This window comes from Streptomyces sp. NPDC033966 (assembly GCF_055575955.1).
This window is the reverse complement of the sequence record NZ_JBVIRQ010000011.1, coordinates 231,187-248,879: the sequence shown is the minus strand read 5'-3', so window position 1 is coordinate 248,879 and position 17,693 is coordinate 231,187. Positions and strand designations below refer to the sequence as shown.

The 17,693-nt window shown below is 74.2% G+C and carries 15 protein-coding genes and 1 pseudogene; 9 read left to right on the top strand and 7 right to left on the bottom strand.

Annotated features, from left to right (window positions below; genetic code table 11):
* Window positions 1–182: 182 nt before the first annotated feature.
* Window positions 183–851: pseudogene (locus tag ACZ518_RS29055) on the bottom strand (NADPH-dependent F420 reductase); the annotation flags it as partial.
* A 112-nt stretch (window positions 852–963) separates the two neighbouring features.
* Here ACZ518_RS29055 and ACZ518_RS29050 point away from each other — a divergent pair.
* From ACZ518_RS29050 to ACZ518_RS29015, 8 genes are all read left to right on the top strand, one after another.
* The gene (locus ACZ518_RS29050; protein ID WP_469115972.1) at window positions 964–1,413 is read left to right on the top strand and encodes a winged helix-turn-helix transcriptional regulator; all 450 of its coding nucleotides are present in this window, start codon (window positions 964–966) and stop codon (window positions 1,411–1,413) included.
* A 62-nt stretch (window positions 1,414–1,475) separates the two neighbouring features.
* Window positions 1,476–2,363, top strand: coding sequence for a DUF2268 domain-containing putative Zn-dependent protease (locus tag ACZ518_RS29045; RefSeq protein ID WP_469115971.1), 888 nt, complete (start codon window positions 1,476–1,478; stop codon window positions 2,361–2,363).
* Window positions 2,364–2,398: 35 nt separating this feature from the next.
* Window positions 2,399–2,974: a TetR/AcrR family transcriptional regulator gene (locus ACZ518_RS29040; RefSeq protein WP_469115970.1), complete on the top strand. Its 576-nt coding sequence runs from the start codon at window positions 2,399–2,401 to the stop codon at window positions 2,972–2,974.
* Window positions 2,975–2,985: 11 nt separating this feature from the next.
* Window positions 2,986–3,375: a (R)-mandelonitrile lyase gene (locus ACZ518_RS29035; protein ID WP_469115969.1), complete on the top strand. Its 390-nt coding sequence runs from the start codon at window positions 2,986–2,988 to the stop codon at window positions 3,373–3,375.
* Between the two features lie 13 nt (window positions 3,376–3,388).
* On the top strand, window positions 3,389–3,973 hold the full coding sequence (locus ACZ518_RS29030) for a DUF4865 family protein (RefSeq protein WP_469115968.1): 585 nt from the start codon (window positions 3,389–3,391) through the stop codon (window positions 3,971–3,973).
* The gene (locus ACZ518_RS29025; RefSeq protein WP_469115967.1) at window positions 3,967–4,878 is read left to right on the top strand and encodes a phosphotriesterase family protein; all 912 of its coding nucleotides are present in this window, start codon (window positions 3,967–3,969) and stop codon (window positions 4,876–4,878) included. The genes ACZ518_RS29030 and ACZ518_RS29025 overlap by 7 nt, the downstream gene beginning before the upstream one ends.
* A 149-nt stretch (window positions 4,879–5,027) precedes the next feature.
* Window positions 5,028–5,561, top strand: coding sequence for a hypothetical protein (locus tag ACZ518_RS29020; protein WP_469115966.1), 534 nt, complete (start codon window positions 5,028–5,030; stop codon window positions 5,559–5,561).
* 58 nt (window positions 5,562–5,619) lie between these two features.
* Complete coding sequence (locus ACZ518_RS29015; protein WP_469115965.1) at window positions 5,620–6,168, top strand: rhodanese-like domain-containing protein; 549 nt, start codon at window positions 5,620–5,622, stop codon at window positions 6,166–6,168.
* A gap of 168 nt (window positions 6,169–6,336) precedes the next feature.
* On the opposite strand, the gene ACZ518_RS29010 is transcribed toward ACZ518_RS29015, so the two are convergent.
* From ACZ518_RS29010 to ACZ518_RS28985, 6 genes are all read right to left on the bottom strand, one after another.
* Window positions 6,337–8,160 (bottom strand): ABC transporter ATP-binding protein, encoded by a 1,824-nt coding sequence (locus ACZ518_RS29010; RefSeq protein WP_469115964.1) that lies wholly within the window; start codon window positions 8,158–8,160, stop codon window positions 6,337–6,339.
* Window positions 8,157–9,890, bottom strand: a complete 1,734-nt coding sequence (locus ACZ518_RS29005; protein ID WP_469115963.1) for an ABC transporter transmembrane domain-containing protein — start codon at window positions 9,888–9,890, stop codon at window positions 8,157–8,159. The genes ACZ518_RS29010 and ACZ518_RS29005 overlap by 4 nt, the downstream gene beginning before the upstream one ends.
* A complete protein-coding gene (locus ACZ518_RS29000) occupies window positions 9,887–11,482 on the bottom strand; it encodes an AMP-binding protein (RefSeq protein WP_469115962.1) in 1,596 nt (531 codons plus the stop codon). The genes ACZ518_RS29005 and ACZ518_RS29000 overlap by 4 nt, the downstream gene beginning before the upstream one ends.
* Window positions 11,483–11,516: 34 nt before the next feature.
* Window positions 11,517–13,247, bottom strand: a complete 1,731-nt coding sequence (locus ACZ518_RS28995) for a condensation domain-containing protein (protein WP_469115961.1) — start codon at window positions 13,245–13,247, stop codon at window positions 11,517–11,519.
* Window positions 13,244–14,977 (bottom strand): carbamoyltransferase family protein, encoded by a 1,734-nt coding sequence (locus ACZ518_RS28990; protein WP_469115960.1) that lies wholly within the window; start codon window positions 14,975–14,977, stop codon window positions 13,244–13,246. The genes ACZ518_RS28995 and ACZ518_RS28990 overlap by 4 nt, the downstream gene beginning before the upstream one ends.
* A gap of 69 nt (window positions 14,978–15,046) precedes the next feature.
* A complete protein-coding gene (locus ACZ518_RS28985) occupies window positions 15,047–15,772 on the bottom strand; it encodes a helix-turn-helix domain-containing protein (protein ID WP_469115959.1) in 726 nt (241 codons plus the stop codon).
* Window positions 15,773–16,260: 488 nt separating this feature from the next.
* On the opposite strand from ACZ518_RS28985, the gene ACZ518_RS28980 reads away from it, so the two are divergent.
* On the top strand, window positions 16,261–17,652 hold the full coding sequence (locus ACZ518_RS28980) for a KamA family radical SAM protein (RefSeq protein ID WP_469115958.1): 1,392 nt from the start codon (window positions 16,261–16,263) through the stop codon (window positions 17,650–17,652).
* Window positions 17,653–17,693: the final 41 nt, after the last annotated feature.

The following is a 17,693-nucleotide window of genomic DNA, read 5'->3' as shown; positions in this document are numbered from 1 at the left end:
GAGTGCCCGCGCTGGTGAACACCATGTTGCCGCGACCGGGCCTGACCCGCGTCCCGCGCCACGGCGCGCCCGGACCGCCGTCCGGGGCGCACGGCCCCGGGCGGGGGCGCTGACCTTGAAGGGCCGGGGAGGGGGACGGCGGGACGGCCGGGGCGGGGCTACCAGGACGACCGAGACACCCCCTAGTCGTCCACGGCCCCCGGAGCCAGGGCCGGAGCCGGAAACGCGAAGCGGGCCTCGGCGCCCGACCACCAGACGCCGACGGCGAAGACCGCGGTGGCCTCCAGCAGGGCAGCGCGATCGAGCCCGCCGCAGGGCAGAGGCGAGCAGCCCATGGAGGCGATGATCTCCGTCACCCGGTCGGCGGCGCCCGCCTGGTCGGTGCAGAACGGCACCGCCAGCGGGGCCCCTTCGAAGGCCGGCCGGTCCAGGGTCCAGATGCTCTCGTGGCACACGCCGAACGCCTTCACCACCTGGGCGCCGGGGGCGGCGTCCGCGATGAGCCGTGCGACGGAGGTGGTGCCGCCCGTGGTCAGGGCCGGGCCGTCCGCGCCCGGTGCCATCGGAACGGTGCAGTCGATCACCGTCCGCCCGGCCAGCAGGTGGGCCAGTTCCCCGGCCAACTGCGGCGCGACGCCGGCCGGTACGGCGGCCAGTACCACTTCCCCGTGGGCCGCGGCCTCGGCGAGGCTGCCGTGCCCGGAGGCGCCGGCGAGCAGGGCGGTGCGGGCGGCCGCCGCGGTGTCCCGGCCCCCCACCCGAACGTCGTGGCCGGCGCGTACCCAGGCCGCGCCGAGGGCCGTGGCCATCGCCCCTGTACCCAGAATGCCGATGCGCATGTGCTTGCTCCTGTCGTCCGTGTCGCGAGACGTGCGAGGTGTGAGGTGTGAGGTGTGACGGAAAGGACGCTAGGCGGCCCGATGCACACCACATGGTGTGCGTCGGGCCGGGCAGGATGGGCGCATGGTCGACGCGGTGGTAGAGGCAGACGGACAAGGCCTGGACGAGGACCTGGACGAGGACCTGGGCGAGGACCTGGGCGGCGGCGAGTACGCCGCGGACTGCCAGGCGAGGGTTGCCTTCGAGGTCCTGTCGAACCGCTGGGACAGCGTGATCGTGTACGTCCTCGGCGAGAGCGGGCCCATGCGGCCGCGCGCGCTGATCAACCGCATCGGCGGGATCAGCCCCAAGGTCCTCAACGAAGCCCTGCGCCGCCTCGAGTACAACGGCCTGGTCGTACGCCAGGCGTACGCCGAGGCCCCGCCACGCGTCGACTACTCCCTCACCGAGGCGGGTCTCGCGCTGCTGGGCCCGATCCGTGCGATGGGCGCGTGGGCGGGGCGCTATACCGAAGCCGTCCTGACGGCCCAGGCCCGGTTCGCACTCCGGGAAGACCGCGCGGACAGCACCTAGCCCGTACGGTTCACGACCCGGGCTTGATCCTCACGTAGCGGGAGGTCCTACCGTCCCGTGTCATGAAGATCATCGTTCATGACACGGCGTCCGCCATGCTCGATCTCCTGCAGCGCCCGCTGGAGGAACGGCCCGACGCCCTGCGCGAGATGCTCAGCCCCCTGCAGAGCGCCATGTCCGCAATCGGTGACCTGGACATGGTCCAGATGCACCAGGCGGGCAGCGGCTTCCGGATCGACGTGGAGGACGCGCGCTACCTGACAGCCCTGCGGCGGATGCAGGACGCGCAGGTGTGGAACCGGATGGAGGACTGCCTCGCCGCGGCGTGGAGCCGGCTGAGCGCGGCGGTGCCCGGGATCAAGGCCGCCGAGACCGTGCACGTCGTCCTCGCGCTGGGTGACCCGGACGACGAGCTGCTGACGGTCCGCAACGGCGGCTACTTCGGGATGGGCGGCATTCCGGGGGCGATCCAGCTGACGATGTGGCCCACCGGGACCAGCCTCGCCAAGATCGGATACGCCGCCGCGCACGAGCTCCACCACAACGTGCGCTATGCCAACGTGGTCTGGGACCCGGCCACCGTCACGGTCGGCGAGCAGGTGGTGGCCGAGGGGCTGGCCGAGGCGTTCGTGCGCGAGCTGGCCGGTGATGACGCGATGGGGCCCTGGGCGACGACGCTGTCCGGCCGGGAACTGGAGCAGGCACAGGCCAAGGTCACAGCGGCGATCGACGTGGCCGGGATGTGGAACCTGCCCCCGTACGTGTACGGCGACGCCACCGCCCGACGCATGGGCTGCGAACCCGTGGGGCTGCCCGACGCCGCCGGGTACGCAGCCGGCCTGCGCATCGTCGACGCGCACCTCACGGTCTCCGGGCTCACCGCAGCGCAGAGCACCGCCCTGCCCGCCCGCGGCATCCTCGCGAACGCGGGCGTACCGACCAGCGCGTGAAAGTCCCGAACGGCTCGTATTCTGTACCTACTAGTATGTACAGTAGTCGTATGAGCACTCAGGACCGACTGATCGAGTCCACCCGCGAACTGCTGTGGGAACGCGGTTACGTGGGCACCAGCCCCAAGGCGATCCTGGAGCGCGCGGGCGCGGGCCAGGGCAGCATGTACCACCACTTCCAGGGCAAACCAGACCTCGCGCTGGCCGCGATCCGCCGCACCGCCGAGGAGCTGCGCGCCTCCGCGCAGAGAGCGCTGGACGGGCCCGGGACGCCGTACGAGCGGATCCGGGCCTACCTGGAGCGCGAACGCGACGTGTTGCGCGGCTGCCCCGTGGGCCGCCTGACGATGGACCCGGACGTGGTCGCGAACGAGGATCTGCGGGCCCCGGTGGACGAGACGATCGCCTGGCTGCGTGAGCAGCTCGCCCGCATCGTCGAAGAGGGTCAGGAACAGGGCCAGTTCGCCCGCTCCCTCGACGCGCGGGAGATCGCCGCGACGGTCCTCGCCACGGTGCAAGGGGGCTACGTCCTGGCCCGCGCGTCGGGCTCGCCCGCGGCCTTCGACTCGGGGGTCCGCGGTCTGCTCTCCCTTCTTCGACCGGCATCCTGAGGAGTTCCCGTATGCACATCACGACAAAGCGGCCCGACACCCTGCGGGGCCCGGCGGAGCACTTCGCGGGCACGGTGTGGCTGGACGAGATGGCCGCCCCGGAGTCACCGTCCCGGTTGCGGATGTTCAGCGTGCACTTCGCCCCCGGCGCGCACACCGCTTGGCACCGCCATCCGCACGGCCAGGTCCTGCACGTCCTGGAGGGCGAGGGACTGGTCCAGCGCGAGGGCGGTGACGTCGAGGCGATCCGGGCGGGCGACACCGTGTGGATCGAGCCCGGCGAACGGCACTGGCACGGCGCCGCTCCCGGCACCTTCATGACGCATCTCGCCGTCGTGGAGGCGGCCGAGGACGGCTCGACCGTCGAGTGGCACGAACACGTCGGCCACTACCCCGCTTGAGACAGGAGCTCCCATGCACGCCATGCAGTACGAGATGACCCTGCCCGCCGACTACGACATGGACATCATCCGCGACCGCGTTTCCCGCCTCGGGCACGCCCTCGACGACTGGGACGGCCTCGGCTTCAAGACGTACCTGATGCGCGAGCGCGGGGTGCACGGTTCGCCGGTCAACCAGTACGCGCCGTTCTACCTCTGGAACACCATGGAGGGGATGAACACCTTCCTGTGGGGAGGCGCCTTCCAGGGGCCCGTCAACGACTTCGGGCGGCCCGACGTACGGCAGTGGACGGGCCTGGCCTACGAGGAGGGCGCCGCGGCCGGCGCTCCCGCCGTCGCCGCGGTGCGCCGGCGGCAGCGGGTCCCGGAAGGCGTGCCGCTGTCCGATTTCATGGAGGACGCCGTGCGCGAAGCGGGGCGGCTGGCCTCGCGGGAAGGCGCCGTACTCGCCGCAGCGGCCGTCGACTCGCACCGCTGGGAGCTGGTCCACTTCTCGCTCTGGGACCACCACGCGCCCGAAGCCCCGGGCGACGTCTTCGAGGTGCTGCACGTGTCGGCGCCCGGGAGGCACGTAGTGCCGCGCGGACGGCAGTGGTAGACCGCGTCCGCACGGTCCTCGGGGACGTGCGCCCCGAGGACCTCGGCGTGTGCGACGCCCATGACCACCTCTTCCTCCGCAGCCCGAAGCTCCCGGGCCGGGAACTGGACGACGTCCCGGCCGCACGCTCGGAACTGGCCGCGTTCCGCGCCGCGGGCGGTGCGAGCGTCATCCAGTGGACGCCGTACGGCATGGGACGGCGGACCGCGGAGCTGCCGCCGCTGTCCCGCGCGGCCGGGGTGCACGTGGTGTGCGCGACCGGGCTGCATCAGGCCGCCCACTACGACCCGGAGTTCCTCGACGCGCTGCGCGGCGGACTCGCCGGCGTCTTCGTCTCCGAACTGACCACGGGCATCGGCGCATCGGGCGTCCGCGCCGGGCTCATCAAGGTCGCGGGCGGCTTCCACGCCCTCGACGCGCACGCACGCTGGACGATGGCCGCCGCGGCCGAGGCCCACCACGAGACCGGCGCGCCCATAGCCGTCCACCTGGAGCACGGCACGGGCGCGCTCGACGTACTCGACCTGCTCTGTGACGAGCTGGAGGTCCCACCCCACCGGGTGGTCCTCGGGCACCTCAACCGCTCCCCCGACGGCGTGGTGCAGCGCCAGGCCGCGGAGGCGGGCTGCTATCTGGCGTTCGACGGGCCCTCACTCGCCCATCACGCCACGGACTGGCGGATGCCCGACGCGGTGAAGGCGCTGGCCGAGGCGGGCTTCGGGCACCGGCTGCTGCTCGGCGGGGACACCGTCGTCTCCGGGGCGCGGTCGGTCGACGGCGGCCCCGGCATGCCGTACCTGCTGCGCCGGGTGCGACCCCGGCTGGTGGCCGCCCTGGGTGCGGAGCTGGTGGATCACATCCTCACGCGGAACCCCGGGCGGGCCTTCGCCGTCGACTGGCCCTGAGCCGGCCGGTCCGGCTCGACCGGACGGGCGGGAGGCCGACGTACGGGTCGGCGTCCGTCACCGGGGCTCCACGCACCCCACCCTCGACAGCCAGCTTCCTTGACCTTGCCGGGTCGTTGTCCTGGTCATCCGGCCAATGGAGGCACCCCGTGCTCAGGACAACCCCCATCCGGCGGCTCTCGGCCGTACTGGTGGCAGCCACCGTCATCGCCGCTGCCGCCGGAACCAGCCCCGCGTACGCGGTGGAGCGCTGCAAGGTGTCGTCGAAGACCGTCGACAACCCCGCCTACAGCGGGCCCTGGCCCGACAACTGGGACTTCACCGTCAAGGCCTGCGTGACCGAATCCGGCGCGAACATCCGTCACTGGGCGACGATCGCGTGGGACCTGCCGGCATCCCCCACGCACCCGGGCCCCGTCTTCAACGCCACCGGTACGAACGTCGAAGTGACCGCGATGATCACCGGAGGCGGTCTGGCCGTCACGAGGCGCACCGATCTGGCACGGCGTCTGAACAGGGCGAAGGACGGGTCGATCACCCCCGCGTCCTACTCCTCGCGCTGGTCCAGCCGCGACCGCCTCGTCACCGACGTGATCCTGTTCCTCGACTGGAGGGGCGACGGGAAGGGACCTCAGAAGATCCACTTCGCGCCCTCTCCCTCCATCCCCGGCTCGGCCCGCTGAAGCCGGGCGCCGTTCCGTTTCCCTTCCGCTCCCCGCTTCTGCAAGGACGCGTTCCGCCATGACCGTTCCCCGCTCCATCGCAGTCGGCGAAGCGCAGCAACGCCTCGGCGAGCTGACCGTCGTAGACGTCCGCACTCCCGGCGAGTTCGCGACCGGCCATCTGCCGGACGCCCTCAACGTGCCCTTCGACCGGCTCGCGCGGAGCGCACCGGAACTGAGGGAGGCCGCCGCACGCAAGCCCCTCCTCGTCGTGTGCGCCTCCGGTGCGCGCTCGGACAGAGCCGTCACGGATCTGGCCGTCCACGGGATCCCCGCCTCCGGACTCACGGGCGGCACCCGTGCGTGGGTAGCCGCGGGTCACCGGCTGGAGCGCCCCGCCGGACCCGCGCGGGCCGTCTGGGCGATGGAACGCCAGGTCTGCTTCACCGCCGGAGGCTTCGTACTGACCGGCCTGCTCCTCGGGTGGCTCGTGCACCCGGGCCTGTTCCTGCTGCCGGCGGCCGTCGCGGCCGGCCTCGTGTTCTCCGCGGTCACCGACACCTGCGGTCTGGCGGTACTGCTCGGCCGGCTGCCGTTCAACCGCCGCGGAGCGAGGGCCCCGGGGTGACCCGGTGCTTCCGCCGTCCTACGGACGGGGGGTGAGTGCGTCGAGGGATTCGGGGACGGTCTGGCCGCCGTCGACGGTGAGGGGCGGCCCTGGACGCGGAGAGCAGGACCCCGAGCAGCGCGGCGGCGTTGTCCCAGGGTGAACCGCCTCATGACCGGCCCAGTCGGCTCAGGGGCGGCGGGACGGGTCCCAGGAGTGCCACAGGGATGCGTAGGCCCCGTCGGCCGCCAGGAGTTCGTCGTGGCTGCCGAGTTCGACGATGCGTCCGCCGTCCATGACCGCGATCCGGTCCGCGTCGCGTACGGAGTCCAGGCGGTGCACGATCGAGATGACCGTGCGGCCCTCGATCAGGGCGGCCAGCGAGCGTTCGACCCGGCGGGACGCGGTGGAGTCCAGCAGGGCGGTGGCCTCGTCGAGGACCAGCGCGTGGGGGTCCGACAACAGCAGCCGTGCCAGGGCCAGCTGCTGGGCGTGCGAGGGGGACACCAGGGCCGCGCCCTGACCGATCTCGCTGTCCAGGCCCTGGGGCAGGGACCGCACCCAGTCCGCGAGGAGGACGCTCTCCAGCGCCTCCCACAGCGGGGCGTCCGCCGCGTCACCGACCAGCAGCAGGTTGTCCCGTACCGTGCCGGTGAACACGTGCTGTTCCTGGGTGACGAGGACGATCTCCTGGCGCAGCTGACCCACGGGCAGGGTGGTGACGTCGGCGCCGCCGATCCGCAAGGTCCCCCGGGTGGGGTGGTGCACGCCCGCGAGCAGCTTGCCGAGGGTGGACTTGCCCGCGCCGGAGGCGCCGACGACCACCAGGCGTTCGCCCGCGGCGATGTCGAGGTCGATGCCGGTGAGCACCTCGCGGCCCGGTCCGTAGCCGAAGCCGACCGCTTCGAGGCGGAGGGCGTGGCCGTCGGTGGGTGCCGGCTGCTTCGGCTCCTCGCGGGGCAGCCGCTCGACCCCGAGGATCCGGCGCAGCGCGGCGTTGCCGATCTGGAGTTCGTCGGTCCAGGTCAGCAGGTCGTTCAAGGGCTCGCCGAGGGCCTGGACGTAGAGCACGACGGCGGTCAGCTCCGCCAGCCCCACCTCGCCCCGCTGGTAGGCGAGTCCGCCGATGAGGAGGGTGAGCGCCATCGGGACCATGGTGGCCAGGTCCAGGCTGGGGAACCAGATGGTCTGCAGCCAGGTGGTGCGCTGCCGGGTCCGTACCACCCGGTCCACGGCCGCGCCGTGGCGCCGCACCTGGCGGGGGCCGAGACCGAGGGCCTCGGCGGTGGCGGCGCCGCGCGCGGTCTCGTACGTGACGGCGAGGACGTCGGCCTCCTGCGCGAGGAGCCGCTCGTACGCGCGGGTGGCGCGCGGCCGGTACCACCACGTGGACAGGGCGGCGAACGGTACGCCGGCCAGCAGGCCGAGGGCGAGCAGCGGTGAGGTGAGCAGGATGGCCGCGAAGGTGAACACCAGGGTGACGGCGGCCAGCGCGATGCGGGGCACGGCCTGCCGGATGCTTTCGTTCAGCCGGTCGGCGTCGGTGGTGGCCCGGCTGAGGAGGTCGCCCGTGCCGACCGCCTCGACCTCGGACAGCGGCAGTGCGAGCACGCGGCGGACGAAGTTCTCGCGGGTGCGGGCGAGGACGCGTTCGCCGAGCAGGGTGGCCTGGGTGCGGGCGGCGCGGGCGAGGAGGGCGTGGCCGGTGAGGATGGCGACGAAGGCGAGGGCGAGCACGTCGACCCGGCCGGCGGTGGTGCCGTCCTTGACCGATTCGACCAGGTGGCCGAGGAGCCGCGGGCCGACCAGGCTCGCCACCAGGGCGGCGGCGAACAGACCGAAGGTGAGGGCCAGTCGGGGGGCCTCGCCGCGCAGGAAGACACCGGTCCAGGCGCGGACGTCGGCGCGGTCGGCGAGCGGCAGCCGTGCGGCGGTGCCCGGCGGCCCGGCGGGCCCGGGGGCCGGGGCGGTGTCGGTGCCCGCCGCGGCGGCCCGGGTGGGGGTGGTGGTCATGAGGGCACTCCTGCGGAGCGGTCGGTGACGCCGGGGCCGGCGAGGGGCTGCTCGTCGAGGCGGACCACGTGGTCGGCGGCGCCCCGCCACAGGGGGCTGTCGGTGAAGACCACGGTGGTGCGGCCGGCGCGCAGGGCGGCGACCCGGTCGACGATGCGGGCCTCGGTGAGGGCGTCGACGGAGGCGGTGGGGTCCTCCAGGATCAGTACGTCCGGCTCCGCGAGCAGGGCGCGGGCGAGGACGAGCCGCTGGCGCTGGCCGCCGGACAGGGTGCGGCCGCCCTCGTCGAGGAGGGCGTCCAGGCCACCGGGGAGGGCGTCCACGACGTCGGCGGCGTCGGCGGCGGACAGGGCCCGCTCCAGGTCCGGGCCGGACCGGGCGGATCCGGCGGTCAGTTCCTCGCGCACGGTGCCGCTGAAGAGGACGTCGGCGGGGCCCGAGCGCAGCAGCCGGGTGGACAGCTCGTCGGGATCGGCCCGGTCCAGGGGGACGCCGCCGATCCGGACGGCCGGGGCTCCGGGACGGTCTTCGGGACCGTCTTCAGGGCCGTCTTCGGGACGCGCCCCGGGGCGGCTCAGGCGGTCGGCGAGGTCGCCGACGCGGTCGGCGGGCGCGGTGACCACGGTGAGGCGGCCCGCCGCGGCGGTGATGCCGGTACCGGTGTCGGCCAGCGCGAGGGCGCCGGCCGGGAGCGGTTCGGGGTGGGCGGGGCGGAGGGTCGCGGGGGCCAGCCGCAGCAGGGTGCAGACCCGGCCGGCGGCCACCTTGGCGAGGCTGAGGGTCTCGGCGGCCTCGGTGGCCGTGCTGACGGGCAGGGTGAGGAAGGCCGAAGCACCGTAGAACGCCACGAGTTCACCGGCGGTGATGGTGCCGCTCAGCGCCATGCGGGCGCCGAGCCAGACGATGCCGACGGTGACCAGCCCGGGCAGGAGGACGCCGGCCGCCTGGAGCCAGGCCTCCATCCGGCCGGCGGACTCACCGGCCCGGCGTACCTGCTGGCTGGTGCGGCGGAAGCGCTCGGCGAAGCCGGCCTCGCCGCCGATGCCGCGCAGGACGCGCAGGCCGGCCACGATGTCGCCGGCCTGGGAGGTGGCGGTGCCCATGTGCTCGCGCTGGGCCTCGTCGCGTTCCTGGAGGGGCCGCAGCAGCGGGCCGATGCCGAGGACGGCGGCGGGCACGCCGATGAGCACGGCCAGGCCCAGGACGGGTGAGGTGACGGTGAGGGCCACGGCCACCAGGACGGCGGCGACCACCGCCCCGACGGTGCGGCCGGCCACCTCGAAGGCGTTGCCGATGCTCTCGACGTCGGCCGCGGCGGAGGCGGCCACGTCCCCCGAACGGGCCTTGCGGCGCAGGGTGGCGCCGAGCCGGACGACCTGCCGCATCAGCACCCGGTGCGTGACCGACAGGGCGTGGGCCTCCGCGCCGACGGCGGCCTGGATCAGCCCGGCGCCGGCGAGTGCCTGGAGGACGCCGAGGCCGAGGGCGAGCAGCGACCACAGGTACAGCCCCGCCTGGCCGGTCTCCTGCCCGGCCTCGTCGATGGCCCGCCCGATGACCAGGGGGATCAGGGCGAGGGGGACCATCCACAGGGCACCGAGCACGGCGGCGAGGACCAGCGGCCAGGGCCGGATCCGCACCAGCCACCACAGGTACGCCCAGGGGCCCCGGGCGTCCGCCTCGGGGACGGCGGCGGGCGCGACCGAGGGGTCGAAGAGCCGGTTGGTCACAGGTACCGGTCCCGGGTGCCGGCACGGTCGACCTTGCCCGTGCGGGTGTGCACCAGTTCCGGCACGGCGACGATCCGGTCGGGGACGAGGGGCTCGGGGACGGTGTCGCGCAGCCGCTCGCGCAGGGCGGCGGCGAGGTCGTCCGGGCGGGGTGCGACACCGGTCGTCCCCGTCGTCCCGGACGCTGCCGTCGCTCCCGTCGTCCCGGCCGCTCCCGTCGCTGCCGTCGCCCCGGCCGCCCCGGCCGCCCCGGGTGTGAGGACCACGAAGGCGACCAGGACCGTGTGTTCTCCCTTGGCGTGCTCCGCGGCGGCGACGGCCGCCACCCCGGGGAGCCGGCCGACGGCCCCTTCGACGTCGAGCAGGTCCACGCGGTGGCCGCGGATCTTGACCTGGTGGTCGATGCGGCCGTGGAAGACGAGCGAGCCGTCCGTGCCCTCGGTCACGAGGTCCCCGGTGCGGTACCAGCGGCCGGTGCCGCCGCCGGGGTCGGTCTCGACGAAGCGCTCGGCCGTGCGCTCGGGGTCGTCGACGTATCCGGTGGCCAGCTGCGGCCCCGCCACCAGGAGTTCGCCGGGGCCCTGCGGGCCGTCGGGCCCGGGCACCACGGCCTGGCGCACGGACGGCAGCGGGCGGCCGATGGGCACCCCGTCCGGGAAGGCCGCGGGCGCGCCCGGGCCGGCGAGCACGGCGCTGTGGGTGACCAGCGCGGTCTCGGTGGAGCCGTAGGTGTTGAGCAGGACGACGTCGTCGGCGCCGAGCCGCCGCCAGCGGTCCAGCATGTCCGCGCGTACGGCCTCGCCCCCGATCACCACGGTCTCGACGGAGCGGGGCAGGGCCCGTCCGGTGTCCAGCAGATGGCCGGTGTAGAGGTGCCAGTAGTCGACGGGCAGGTTGACGAGGGTGACCTCGTGGTCGGTCAGGACCCGGTCGAGGTCCGCCTCGCCGTCCTCGTCGAGGACGACGAGTCCGCCGGTCAGCAGGGCCGGCAGGATCTCCTCCAGGCTGGTGTCGCCGTCGGCCCGGTGGAAGTTGAGGGCGACGGTGCCGGGTCCGGCGCCGTACTGCCGGATCAGGTGCGGCAGTACGGCGTGCAGCGCCCCGTGCGGGACCGCGGCCGCCTTGGGCGCGCCGGTGGAGCCAGAGGTGAACAGGACGTAGGCGGGGTCCTCGGCCCGCACGGGTTCGCCGGACTCGCGCAGCGGGGCGCGCGAGAGGCCCCAGTTGGGGCGCAGGACGCGGTCGACGGCGGGCAGCCGGCCGGTCTCGGCGGTGGCGATCAGCTCGCGGCAGCCGAGGGCGCGCAGTGCCCGGTCGGCGTGGCCGGCCGGGCCGTCGGCGACCGGTACGTAGCCGCGGCCGGCGGCGAGGGTGCCGAGGACCGCCGCGATGTCACGGACGCTGTGGTGGGTGTGGACGGCGACCGGCGGTGCGCCCGCCGGGGTGCGGGTGGCCACCAGGTCGGCCACCGCCCCTGCCCAGCGGGCCAGTTGGCCGTATCCGACGGTCACCCCGTTGTCGACCACCGCGGGCCGGTCCGGGTCCGAGTGGGCGATGGCGAAGAAGGGGTCCAGCACGCTGGGCAGGGTCATGGCAGGCGTCTTCCGGTCCGTCCGTCAAAGGCGTTCAGCGGGTGGGGGCCTCGGCTGCTCCGGGCGCGCCGGTCCCCGCCAGGGCGTTCACGAGGGCGGTCAGGGCGGCCCGGTGGCGGGCGGCGAGCGCGCGTACGGTCGCCTCCTCGTGCAGGGCGGTGGAGTACCACCACTCGACGCGCAGCGTGCCGTCCTCGGTGGTGGCGATCACCTCCAGCAGGTGCGGGCGCCGCCAGTGCCCGGCCGTGATGTCGCCGACCGGTTCCGGGGCCACGTCCGGCAGGAGGGTGCCCAGCGGCAGGGTGTCGGCGTCGGCGCCCTCGAAGTCGAAGGAGACGTCGCTGGGCGGGGCCGCGCGCAGTACGGCGGCGATCCGCGGCCGGCCGTGCCGGGCGAGCGCGCCGTGGCCGACGCCGCCCCCGGGCAGGGCGGCGAGGTGGCCGACGGTCCGGGCGAGGCGTTCGGCGGGGGTGCCGGGGGCCAGGTCCAGGCGGACCGGGACCGTGCTGGTGAACCAGCCGGTGGTGCGGGCCAGATCGGTGTCCCCCACGGTCTCCTCACGGCCGTGGCGCAGGACGTCCAGGCGGACCGCCGGCTCGGCGAGCCGTTCGGCCAGCACCTCCCCGAGGGCGTGCAGGACGAGGTCGCCGGGGTGGGCCCGGTGGGCGCCGGCGGCCGCGTGGAGGCGGGCGGTGAGGTCCGCGGGGAACTCCTCGCGGTGGGTGGCCGCGCTGGCGGCGGTGTTCACCGCCCGCGGGTCGGCCACCGGGTGGTCGGGCGGCAGGGCGGCGGGGGTACGGGCGACCTCCGTCCACCACTCGGCCTGTTCCTCCGCCTCGGGGCTGCGGGCGTGGGCGGCGAGGGCCTCGGCCCACTCGGGGTAGGAGGTGCCCTCGGCGGGCCACACGTCGGGCCGGCCCGCCTCCAGTGCCGTGTACGCCTCCTCCAGGTCGGCGAGGAGTACGGACCACGAGACCATGTCGATCGCGATCTGGTGGACGGCGATCAGCAGCCGGCCCGGCCGGGAGGGACCGGCGTCGAAGCGGACGAAGCGCGCCACGCGGCCGGCGCCGGGGTCCAGGGAGCGCTGCTCGATCGCGCAGCGCAGGGTGACCGCGGCCGACAGGTCGGCGTCGGCGAGTTCGCTGACGTCGACGGTGTCGAGCACCGGGCCGAGGGCCGTCCGCGGCGGGCCGTCGGTGGCCAGGGCGGCGGTCCGCTGGCGGGGCCGCCGGGCGGGACGGTCCTCGACGGCCAGGCGCAGCGAGGCGTGGCCGGCGACGAGCCGCCGGACCGCCTCGGCGAACAGCTCGGGGTCGATGCCGGGCCTGGTGGTGAGGAGCAGGGCCTGGTTCCAGTGGCCGCGTCCGCCCGTCTGCTCCTCCCAGGCCTGTTCCTGGGACGGGGTCAGGACGACGGGACCCTGGGCGGTGCCGGGCGGAAGGGCCGCGGCCGCGCCGCGCAGGGCGGCCCGCTCGGCGACGAGCCCGGCGAGGCGGGCGGTGGTCAGCTCGGGCCCGAACAGCTCGCGCAGCTGCACCCGTACGCCGAAGGCGGCCTCGATGCGGCGGGCGGTGCGGATCAGGTCGAGGGAGTCCACGCCGAGGTCGCGCAGCGGGGCGGTGAGGTCCGCGTCGGGGGTCAGGACCGCTTCGGGGAGCCAGTCCGCGAGCCAGGCGTGCACCTCCTCGGCGGACGGGGCGCGCGGATCCGGGGCGGGGCCCGGGGACGCCTCGGGGCCGGCCGGCCGTACGGAGGAGGTCACGCGTCGGCCTCCCCGAGGGATCCGGCGGGGCGGCGGACCAGGAACGGGCCGAGGGCGAGGGCGTCCAGGGGCAGCCGGTGGAAGGTGGCGAGCGCGTCGCGGGGGCTGCACACGACCGGTTCGTCACGGCCGTTGAAGGAGGTGTTCATGACGACGGCGGTGCCGGTGTGCCGGCCGACCTCGCCGATGAGGCGGTGGTAGAGCGGGTCGACCGCGGCGGAGACGGTCTGGGGGCGCGTGGTGCGGTCGCTGTGGACGACGGCGGGCATGGCCGCGGCGCCGGCCTCGGTCACCGGGGTGGTGACGATCATGTACGGCAGCGGGGTCGCCGTGCCGATGAGGGCCTCGGCGGCCTCCTCGTGCATGCTGGGCGCGAACGGGCGCCACGCCTCGCGGTCCTTGATCCGTACGTTGACCCGGTCGCGGGTGGACTCGGGGTCGGGTACGGCGACCAGGCTGCGGTGGCCCAGCGCCCGGGGTCCGCTCTCGGCGCGGCCCTGGAACCAGCCGGAGACCCCGCCGGCGGCCAGCACGTCGGCCGTGGCGGCGGCGATGTCCGCGGGTTCGGTGTAGGCGGTGCCGGAGGCCTCCAGGGCCTGGCGGATCTGGTCGGGAGACCAGGCCGGGCCCCAGGCGACCGAGCCGTTCATGGGCTTGATCCGGTCGCCCTCCCGGGCGGCGACCCAGACCGCGGCGCCCAGCGAGACGCCCTGGTCGCCGGCGAGGGGCTGGACGAAGAGGTCCCGGACCTCGGGCATCCGCATGATCCTGCCGTTGAGGGTGGCGTTGAACCCGACTCCGCCGGCGATCATCAGGGTGGTTTCACCGGTCTCCCGGAGCAGGCCGCGGACCAGGCCCATGACGGCCCGTTCCAGGGCGGCCTGGGCGGTGGCGGCGACGTCCCGGTACTCGAAGGGGTCCCGGTCGGTGACCCTGGTGAAGCGGCCGGTGAGCGGGTCGAAGCGGCGCGTGCTGCGGTTGGGGGCGTCCGGGAGGGTCTTCTCCAGGTGCTCCAGCCAGAAGCGGATGGTGGCCGTCTCCTCGTCGGTGGTGCCCGTGGAGCGCAGGTCGGGCGGGACCGCACCGACGGTGAAGTCCTCGTCGGTGAAGCCGAGGGCACCGCCGAAGGTGAGGTCGCCGGGTGTGCCGTAGGAGGCCAGGCCCATCATCTTGCCGGCGTTGTCGGCGCCGAGTCCGGCGTACGCGCAGACGGCGGCGTAGAAGTAGCCCAGCGACCAGCCGGGGGTGTGCGCGCGGAGGGTCTTGATCTCGCCGTCGATGCCGACGGCGAGGGTGGTGCTCTCGTTCTCGCCCTGGCCGTCCAGGACGAGGATCGCGCCGCGGTCGCGTCCGGAGAGGTGGTAGGCGCTGGCGGCGTGGGCGACGTGGTGGCCGACGAAGGTCAGCCGGGGGTCGCGGCCGCGCGGGAACAGCGCCTTGGGCAGCAGGTGTTCCAGGGCTTCGGCGTCGCTGTCGAACCAGTCCAGGCCGCGGTCCGCGAAGAGGGTGGGCAGGTCCCACCCGTGGGCGACCACGTCGATGTCGTCCAGGGTGAGACCGCCCTCGGCGAGGCAGTAGGCCGCGGCGTTGACAGGTGCCTCCCCGTAGGCGTGCTTGTGACGGGTGAAACGTTCCTCCTCGGCCAGGGCGATGACGTCGCCGTCCACGACGAGGCAGGCGGCACCGTCGTGGCTGGCGCCGGGCCAGCCGTTGACTCCGAGCACACGCATGGTCAGTCCCCCAAGGGTCGGTCGGGATCCTCCGGTTCGCCTCGGGCCCCGCTGGGCACCGGCGTCCGGTCACGCCAACGGATCTTGTCGGTCCGCCGGGTTGTACACGACCCGGGAGTTTGTGCGGAGATCGGCGGCGAAGATCGCGGATGCCGCCTTCAGCACCGCGTTGGCGTGCCTCAGCTCCTCCACCTCGTCGCGCAGCCGGCGCAGCTCCGCCCGCTCGTCGGTGGTCAGCGCGTCCGCGGCGGGGCGGCGCGCGGCGGCGCCGGCCGGGACGGCGGGGCGGGTGGCGGCGGTCCGGCGGGAGCCCGCGGGGCGGGGCCCTGCCGCGGGCGGTGCGGCCGGGCGGGGTGCGGCGGCCGGGCTGGGTGCGGCGGCCCGGCGGGGAGCGGCAGCCGGGCGGGGAGCCGCGGCCGGGCGGGGAGCCGCGGCCGGTCCGCCGCGCAGGGGGCGGCCGTCGGCGCCGGACCGGGCGGGCACCGGACCGGCGGGCACCGGCCGGCCCCGGGCGGGTCCGTCGCGTTCGCCCAGTTCGCTGCTGAGGCGGTTCCAGCGGCCGGTCCACGGCTCGGGGTCGCCCCCGCAGGCGGCGACGTAGGCGAGCGTCACCTTCAAGGAGGGTTTGTGCAGTCCGCGGGCCGCCTCCGAGAGCGTGGCCACGGAGTAGTGGGCGCGTTTCGCCATCGTCCGGTACGAGGGGCTTCCGGCTTGCCTGCGCAAGCCCCGCAGTTCGTGGGCGAATTCCTCCAGCGGTCCGGCCGTGGGGTCCAACAACCGCTCTGGCCTGGGCATGCTTCTCCCCTCGTGATGGATGGTGTCGAGCGAAGCGCAGGTGTCCGTCGCGCCGTACTGCCCGGTGGGCGGCGCGGGTTGTCCGGCGTGACGACCAGTCGCCAGGCCCCATGGCGACCGGAGACCGTCGCACCGGGACCTCTCGGACATTGGTACATGCCACTGACATATCGATCAATCGTCGGCCGAGGATTCGGCCATCCTGAGAAGCGGTTCGTCCGAATAGGGTTGCCTAACCTTCCCTGGCCGGACAGCGCGCGCCACGCGCGTTCGCCGCCGGTTCCGCTTCCGGCCGCGCGGCGTTGTGCCGCACCAGGTGACTCGTGTGCACCACGCCGTACAACTGTCCACCTTCGGCGCCCTGTTGTACAGGGGCACACCTCCGCAGTGCCCCGTACAACCGGCCCTCGTGTACAACTCCGGCGCTCTGCAAGATCGGTTCCTGTCAGGCGATACGGCCGAAACCGACGGGAATGGACGGCGGGTTGGTGGACACAGCACGCAGCCAGACGGAATCAGGCGCACTCGAAAGCGTCTACGAGTACCGCAGCAGCCCGCTCGTGGAACCGGACTGGCGGCGCTTCCCCGGATGGCGCGACGTCACCGGAGCCGAATGGGCGGACCCGCAATGGCAGCGCGCCCACTGCGTCAAGGACGCGAAAGGGATGCGCGCAGTCGTCGGCGACCTGCTCGACGAGGAGTTCTACGAGGACTGGGAGCAGGACCGGCTGCACCGCGCCACCATGTCGGTGCTGCTGCCGCCCCAGATGCTCAACACCATGGCCCCGGACGCGGCGGCGGCCCGCCCGGGCGAGCTGACCAAGGCCTTCTACGACGACCCGGTGCGCCGCTACATGCTGCCGGTGTTCTCCGACCGGCACCCGCACTGGCCCTCGCACCCGATGGCCAGCCGGGATTCGCTGCACGAGCAGGACATGTGGGTGGTCGAGGGGCTCACCCACCGCTACCCCACCAAGGTGCTGGCGGAACTGCTGTCGACCTGCCCCCAGTACTGCGGGCACTGCACCCGGATGGACCTGGTGGGCAACTCCACCCCCCAGGTCACCAAGAACAGGCTCCGGCTCAAACCCGTCGACCGGGCCGAGCGGATCCTGGAGCACCTGCGCTCCTCCCCCGGCATCCGGGACGTGGTGGTCTCCGGAGGTGACCTGGCCAACCTGCCCTGGCCGCGGCTGGAGCGGTTCGTGGACGGCCTGCTGGCCATCGACTCGATCCGCGACATCCGGCTCGCGAGCAAGGGGCTGATCGGCCTGCCCCAGCACTGGAGTTCCGGCCCGGTGCTGGCGGGCGTGGAGCGCGTCGCCCGTACGGCGCGCTCGCGCGGCGTACGGATCGCGCTGCACACCCATGCCAACGCCGCGCAGCAGGTGACGCCCGGGGTGGCCCGGGCGGCCCGGGCCCTGCTCGACGCCGGTCTGCACGACGTGCGCAACCAGGGCGTGCTGATGCGCGGGGTCAACGACAGCGCGCACGCCCTGCTCGACCTGTGCTTCGCGCTCGCCGACCACGCCGGCACCACTCCGTACTACTTCTACATGTGCGACATGATCCCGAACGCCGAGCACTGGCGGGTGCCGCTGCACCGGGCGCAGACGATCCAGCGCCAGATCATGGGCTACCTGCCCGGGTTCGCCACCCCGCGCATCGTGTGCGACGTACCGATGGCCGGCAAGCGGTGGGTGGACCAGGCCGACTCCTACGACCGCGAGCTCGGGGTGTCGCACTGGAGCAAGAGCTACCTCACCCCGCTGGAGGCGGCGGACCCGGACGCCCACAGCGGCTCGTACCACTACTACGACCCCATCGACACGCTCCCGCTCTCCGGGCAGCGCTGGTGGCGGGAAACCCGTCAAGGGTAGAGAAGGGACACGTGCACAGCCATGAGCAGTCTGCGTCCACG